Here is a 2,602-nt window from a genome sequence, read left to right as displayed (position 1 = left end):
GGTCCGCCGGCGGAAGCCATGACGGCGTGAGCGGGAGCCTGCCTCGACGGGGGCCCCGCGGCCACGGGTGCGCTACCACCCCGGCTTCGCGCACCGGGGCGCTGGATGATGGGAGCGACCTCGGCCTCTTCGTGCTTCTGCGTGCCGAACATGGCCCAGCCCGCGGGCGCATTCACCGGGACGACGCGCGTCTCCGGCTGGCCCGAGGCGCGCCTGTCACCGGTGCGCTCCTCCACGACGACGAAGGACGTGTAGCGCGTGACAATCTGGTGCTCGACGGCGAGCTCGACGATGCGCTTCTTCATGGAGTCGGCGCGGCGGCCGGTGAGGCTCGCGGCCTCCCAGCCCTTGATGCGCTCGGCGGCCCACAACTTCTCCACGGCGGGACGGTCCGACTCGGCGGGAAAGTCCACGCGAACGGTGAGCGCGAAGGGCTCGCGGCCCGAGCGGCCCCGCAGCGTCACCTTGCCGGTGCCTGGCGTGGGGTAGCGGCCCAGGAGCGTCCAGGGCATGCCGTCGACCATGGGAGGCAGCTCGCCGGGGGCCAGCTCCGTGCCCTCGACGCCGTCGAAGTAGACCTGGAGTTCAGTGATGCGCGGCGCGAGCGCGCGGGAGAACTGGGCGACGACCTTGTCGTCGATGCGCTCGCCGGGGTGGATGAACTCCACGTCGCCGCCGGTCTGCTTCGCCATGTCGCGCAGCAGGGCATCGCTGACGTTGGTGCCGATGCCGAATGAATACACGCGCGCCGACTTCCGCTCGGCGAGCACGGCGCGGAGGATTTCGTCCTCGTTGCCCACCTGTCCGTCCGTCAAGAGCACGAGCACGCCGTCCGGCGCGGTGCGAGCGGCGGTCTGCATAGGCCCGAGCAGCTCCGTTCCGCCGCCGGCCCGGAGCGCAGCCACCCACCGGTCCGCCTCTTCCAGCATGCGCTGGGTGAAGGGCACGGGCAGGGGCTGGAAGGAGTGGAAGGAACTCTCGAAGGCGATGACGTTGAAGCGGTCGCCTTCGCGCAGGTGTCGCAAGCAGAGCCGGAGCGCGGCCTGGGCCTGGGGCAGGCTGTCGCCGTCCATGGAGCCGGAGACGTCCACCAGGAAGATGACCTCCTGCTTGGGGGGCGCGGAGGCCATGCCCAGGAGGTCGGGCACCACGGTGAGGGCGAACGTGCCGGGCTTGTCGCCCTTGCGGTGCGTGGCGAGCGGGGTGAAGACGGCGCTCGTGTCGGAGCTGCGCAGGGAGAGGACCAGGTCGCGGTCCAGGGACACCTCGCCGCGAGAGAAGCTCACGCGGGCGCGGGTGCCGCTCTCGCGGGTGACGGTGATGGCGTGCGAGGGGCTCTCGACGATGACCTCGCGGCCCAGGTCGACGAGCAGGTCCATGCGCAGGCCGTACTGCACCTGGCCGATGGGAGGAGAGATGCGGTCCGCGTCGGGGACGCGCGGCGTGGGCTCGGCGCTGCCGTGGCCGGTGCGGTCTCCGGCGGGCTTGCCGGGGATGTAGCGCGGGGCGACGAGCGTGGGGAGCATCCACCGGACGCTGCCTTCCTCGGCGGTGACGGCCTGGAGGAACTCCACCTCGACGATGGTCTCCTCGTTGGGGAGGAGGTTGCCCACCTGGGCGGTGAAGACGTTGGAGCGCTCCTCGTCGAGCAGGGCGGCGCCATGGCCCGCGGTGACGGCGTCGTCATAGGCGCGGAAGGCCTCCTCGCGCTCCTTGACGATGCCTTCGACGCGGCGGCCCGCGCACGTCATGGAGAAGGCGGAGAGGGTGCCATCGGACGGAAGGGGAAAGGTGTAGACGGCTTCGATGGGGCGGGGCTCGTCGTTGCGGTAGCGCTGGCGCACGCGCACGCGCGCATGTCCGCCGAGCAGCTCACCCGTGACTTCGACGCCCTGAAGGGGAACCTGCGCGCCCTCGCGAGTGAACAGCCCTGCATGCTCTTTCGTCATGGCTTCTCCTTGTCCTGGAACTCTTCGATGAGGGCCCGTACGCGCTCGGCGAGGGCTCGAACCTTGGCATCCGCTGTATCCGCCACATGCAGCTCCAGACCGGGGATGAGCTCCCAGCGCTGGTAGCGTGTCGTCGTCGTGGGACGCGGGCCGGTGGCCGGCGGTGCCACGATTTGTGAATCGGTGAGGCTCGTCGGCCCGTACGTGGGCGGAGTCGGGGTGACGTCCGACTCGGCGAGCTTGCGCAGCTCGTCGAGCGACAGGCGCTGGAGCTCCACCTGGATGGCATCCAAGGGGAGGAACCGTGCCTGGAGGACCCGGATGGCCTTGAGTCGTATGACGTGCTCCTCGCCATACACGGTGTCCGGCCCCCGAAAGGGCGGCGCGGGGAGCAGACCCCGCTGGACGTAGTAGCGCACCGTGCGTGGCGAGACGCCCGCCTCCTCGGCCAGCTCCGCCAGCTTCCACTCGCTCTGTGTCTTCCGCGTGTTCACGACTCAGACAGTATGACTCGACACTGTCAGTGTCAAGTCGTCAGTGTCGAGTATTCGCGAGGGTGGTGTCGAGATGTCCGGGTAGGTCGGTGTCGGAATGAGCGGTTCGAGTGTCGAGATAGACTGTCGAGTTCGAGGGGTGAGGAGGGGGCCGAGGGG

The 2,602-nt window shown here is 69.8% G+C and carries 2 protein-coding genes; both read right to left on the bottom strand.

The window, feature by feature from the left end:
• The coding region (locus HR086_RS46185; RefSeq protein WP_174468842.1) for a VIT domain-containing protein at nt 1-1,949 on the bottom strand (1,949 nt) is incomplete at its 3' end.
• Entirely contained in the window at nt 1,946-2,443 is a 498-nt protein-coding gene (locus tag HR086_RS46180; RefSeq protein ID WP_174457386.1) for a helix-turn-helix domain-containing protein, read from the bottom strand. The genes HR086_RS46180 and HR086_RS46185, both read right to left, overlap by 4 nt.
• Nucleotides 2,444-2,602: the final 159 nt, after the last annotated feature.

Source organism: Myxococcus sp. CA039A, assembly GCF_013336645.1.
GTDB lineage: Bacteria > Myxococcota > Myxococcia > Myxococcales > Myxococcaceae > Myxococcus > Myxococcus llanfairpwllgwyngyllgogerychwyrndrobwllllantysiliogogogochensis.
This window is presented reverse-complemented; position numbering and strand designations above follow the sequence as displayed.